The 2,772-nt window shown below is 46.1% G+C and carries 4 protein-coding genes; 2 read left to right on the top strand and 2 right to left on the bottom strand.

The features are described 5' to 3' along the window. Nucleotides 1-120 precede the first annotated feature (120 nt). Together EXN75_RS17120 and EXN75_RS17115 are read left to right on the top strand one after the other, a co-directional pair. A complete protein-coding gene (locus EXN75_RS17120; protein WP_134844730.1) occupies nt 121-1,326 on the top strand; it encodes a site-specific integrase in 1,206 nt (401 codons plus the stop codon). Then, complete coding sequence (locus EXN75_RS17115; protein ID WP_008628592.1) at nt 1,323-1,685, top strand: hypothetical protein; 363 nt, start codon at nt 1,323-1,325, stop codon at nt 1,683-1,685. Before EXN75_RS17120 ends, EXN75_RS17115 begins: the two co-directional genes overlap by 4 nt. A gap of 233 nt (nt 1,686-1,918) precedes the next feature. On the opposite strand, the gene EXN75_RS17110 is transcribed toward EXN75_RS17115, so the two are convergent. Both EXN75_RS17110 and EXN75_RS17105 read right to left on the bottom strand, forming a co-directional pair. Then, entirely contained in the window at nt 1,919-2,227 is a 309-nt protein-coding gene (locus tag EXN75_RS17110; RefSeq protein ID WP_008656558.1) for a helix-turn-helix domain-containing protein, read from the bottom strand. 82 nt (nt 2,228-2,309) lie between these two features. Further along, nucleotides 2,310-2,621: a helix-turn-helix domain-containing protein gene (locus EXN75_RS17105; protein ID WP_134844637.1), complete on the bottom strand. Its 312-nt coding sequence runs from the start codon at nt 2,619-2,621 to the stop codon at nt 2,310-2,312. Nucleotides 2,622-2,772 lie beyond the last annotated feature (151 nt).

The raw sequence follows: 2,772 nt of genomic DNA, 5'->3' as shown, positions 1-2,772 counted from the left end.
AGTTTTGCTTGTCTTCTTTTCGCAACACTAAGGTAAGTGAAAATTCTGACATGGCAAAATCCTGGGCAACTTTTTGTTGCTCAGGCACTTATAAATAATGTTAAACTATAGTGTTGCGGAATTAAGGATTATATCAACCGTGGCAGAGTAAAGGCAGACGGAACCACATCTATATTTTGCCGTATCACGATTGACGGCAAAGTGTCAGCCATAGCAACAGGTCTTTACTGTGCTCCCGAAGAATGGGACACGAAAAAAGGTGAAGCCAGGAATGCAAGAGTGAACGGACAACTGCAAGCGTTCAGACTAAGAATTGACGAAGCCTACGAGCAGGCAACAAAGGAAAAGGGCATCGTTACCGCCGAGATTCTGAAGAATGTTATTGTTGATGCAAATACTATCCAGATGACATTGCTTGCCACTGGCGAGGAGGAGCGTGAACGCCTTAGGCTGCGCTCCATCCGTATTAACTCAACATCTTCTTATCGCCAATCTAAGACATCGCAGCTAAACTTGCGAGAGTTCATCGGGTTACGAGGAATGAATGACATTGCATTTGAAGATTTGACTGAGGAATTTGGCAAATCTTATAAGTTGTTCTTGATTGGCAAAGGGTATAGTGCATCCAATACGAACCATAATCTCTGTTGGCTGCAACGCTTGGTTTATATCGCTGTTGACAGAGGTCTGCTGAAATTCAATCCATTGGAAGATGTCGGATATGAAAAGAAAGGCTCACCAAAGCGTAGACATATATCCAGAAATGACTTGCTGCTCATTATGGAGACTCCTATGGAGGATAAGGCTTTGGAGTTGGCACGCAGAATGTTTGTTTTCTCCAGCCTTACAGGTTTGGCTTATGTCGATTTACGTAACCTGTATCCACACCATATCGGGATGACGGCAGACGGTAGAAAATACATCCGTGAGAAAAGAGCAAAGACCAACAACGAAGCGTTCATTCCCTTGCATCCGATAGCTGAACAAATAATGTCGCTATACAATACAGCGGATGATAGCAAACCAGTTTTCCCTCTTTCTTCACGTGATTCCATGTGGTTTGAATTTCATTCACTCGGTGTGGCTTTGGGTATAAATGAGAACCTTACCGCACACGTTGCAAGACATACATTCGGAGTAAACATGGTTACTTCGGGCATATCAATGGAAAGCATCGCCAAGATGATGGGGCATTCCAACCTGCGAAGCACCCAGGTCTATGCCGTCATCACCGATGACAAGATATCCAAGGACATGGACAAGCTGATGCAGCGCAGAGAAACAAAAGAAACTGACCAAAAGAGAAATAAGGAGGACGAAAAATGAACAGAGGAGTTATAACTATCAGCGAGAGCGGAACTGTATCCATGCCGACCGATACTGTATGGATGACCATGCAGGAGATTGCCGACATGTATAATGTATTCGGCTGCTATGTGCGCAAGGCTGTCAAGGCTGTATTCAAGGATGGCATTCTGAAAGAGCAGGGTGTGCGTCGTCATGTCAGGAAGAACGACCGCATCAGCTATGATGTGTATAGTCTTGAACTCGTCATTGCGGTAGCCTTCCGTATTGACAGCATTGAGAGCAGAGCCTTCCGGGAGTTCATCATGCAGTCCGTCATCGGCAGACAGACAAGCCGCACTAAACTGGTCTGTATCTTTACAGAGAATGCAATGGCATAGACCTGCCATAAAGCAACGTTCCTTGGAGGCTTTGCGCCTCCAGCCACTTGGGCGAACCACCGCAGTGTGTTTTAGCATGGTATTAGATTTTATACAGACCATACGGAGAATACTCGGCAAACACGACCAACTCGGTATAGCCAATAAAACGAGGCGACAACCTATAACAGCCACGCTCGGTAAGTTATACGTTGTCGCCTTGTTCATTTCACACACTCATCAAGGACATTCTCCTACACACCTTTCATTCTGTACGCCTCACGATAGTTAGCCATCAGAATCTTCTGAATGTCGGACTCGCGGTAGAGTATCTTTCCGCCAAGCTGGATATACGGGATGACACCGTTGTTTCGGTAGTCCTGCAGGGTTCTTCGGCTCAGTTGCAGCCTGGCGCAAAGCTCCTTGTCCGTCATGAAGCGCTCACCGTCAAGCATGGGGCGGTAGTTCATCACGGCACGTTCAAAATTGTCAACCATTCGGTTGAGGTGGTTCACGATGTGGTTCATCCACTCGCTGTTTCTTGTCATTACTTCATTGCTCATAGTTGTCTCGTTTTATTGTTGATACTTACGTTACTCGGTTTACTTGCTGCATTGGATAAAGTGGCTGTTGTATATTGACAGCCTAACCTGTGCGCTTGCGAAAACGCATGTCCTTTTTCCTGTCCTCCACTACTGCTACGATAGCCATCACGTTCTCCGGCTTGTAGTAGGTCTTGTGGCTGATTTGCGTATAAGCCAAAGTTCCGTTGTCCCGAAGCGTCTGTACTGTCCGTGGGCAGATGTTGAGCGTCTGACACACGTCCTGCGTGTCGAGCCACTTGTTCATGGTCTTGTCCTCACTGCGCTTACGGATTCTGTCCATGCGCTTCACGAAGTTCTCCAACTGGGCATCAAGATAGTTGAATGCCTCTTCCTCGAATACGATGAATCCCATACTTTTCTTTTTTCTAAGTTAATACTATGTTATATGTCGCAAAGCTCCACGCATATGCTGTGCTCCACGTTTGTGAGTGCAAAGATAAGGCACGGCAATCTAAAAACAAGCGTTTTCAATTTCTGTGGCAGTATGTTGCCGGGGTTTGCCG

This window comes from Segatella hominis, assembly GCF_004535825.1.
In the GTDB taxonomy this organism is placed as follows: Bacteria; Bacteroidota; Bacteroidia; order Bacteroidales; family Bacteroidaceae; genus Prevotella; species Prevotella hominis.
Note: the sequence above shows the minus strand (reverse complement) of the source record. Positions and strands in the feature narration are given on the sequence as shown.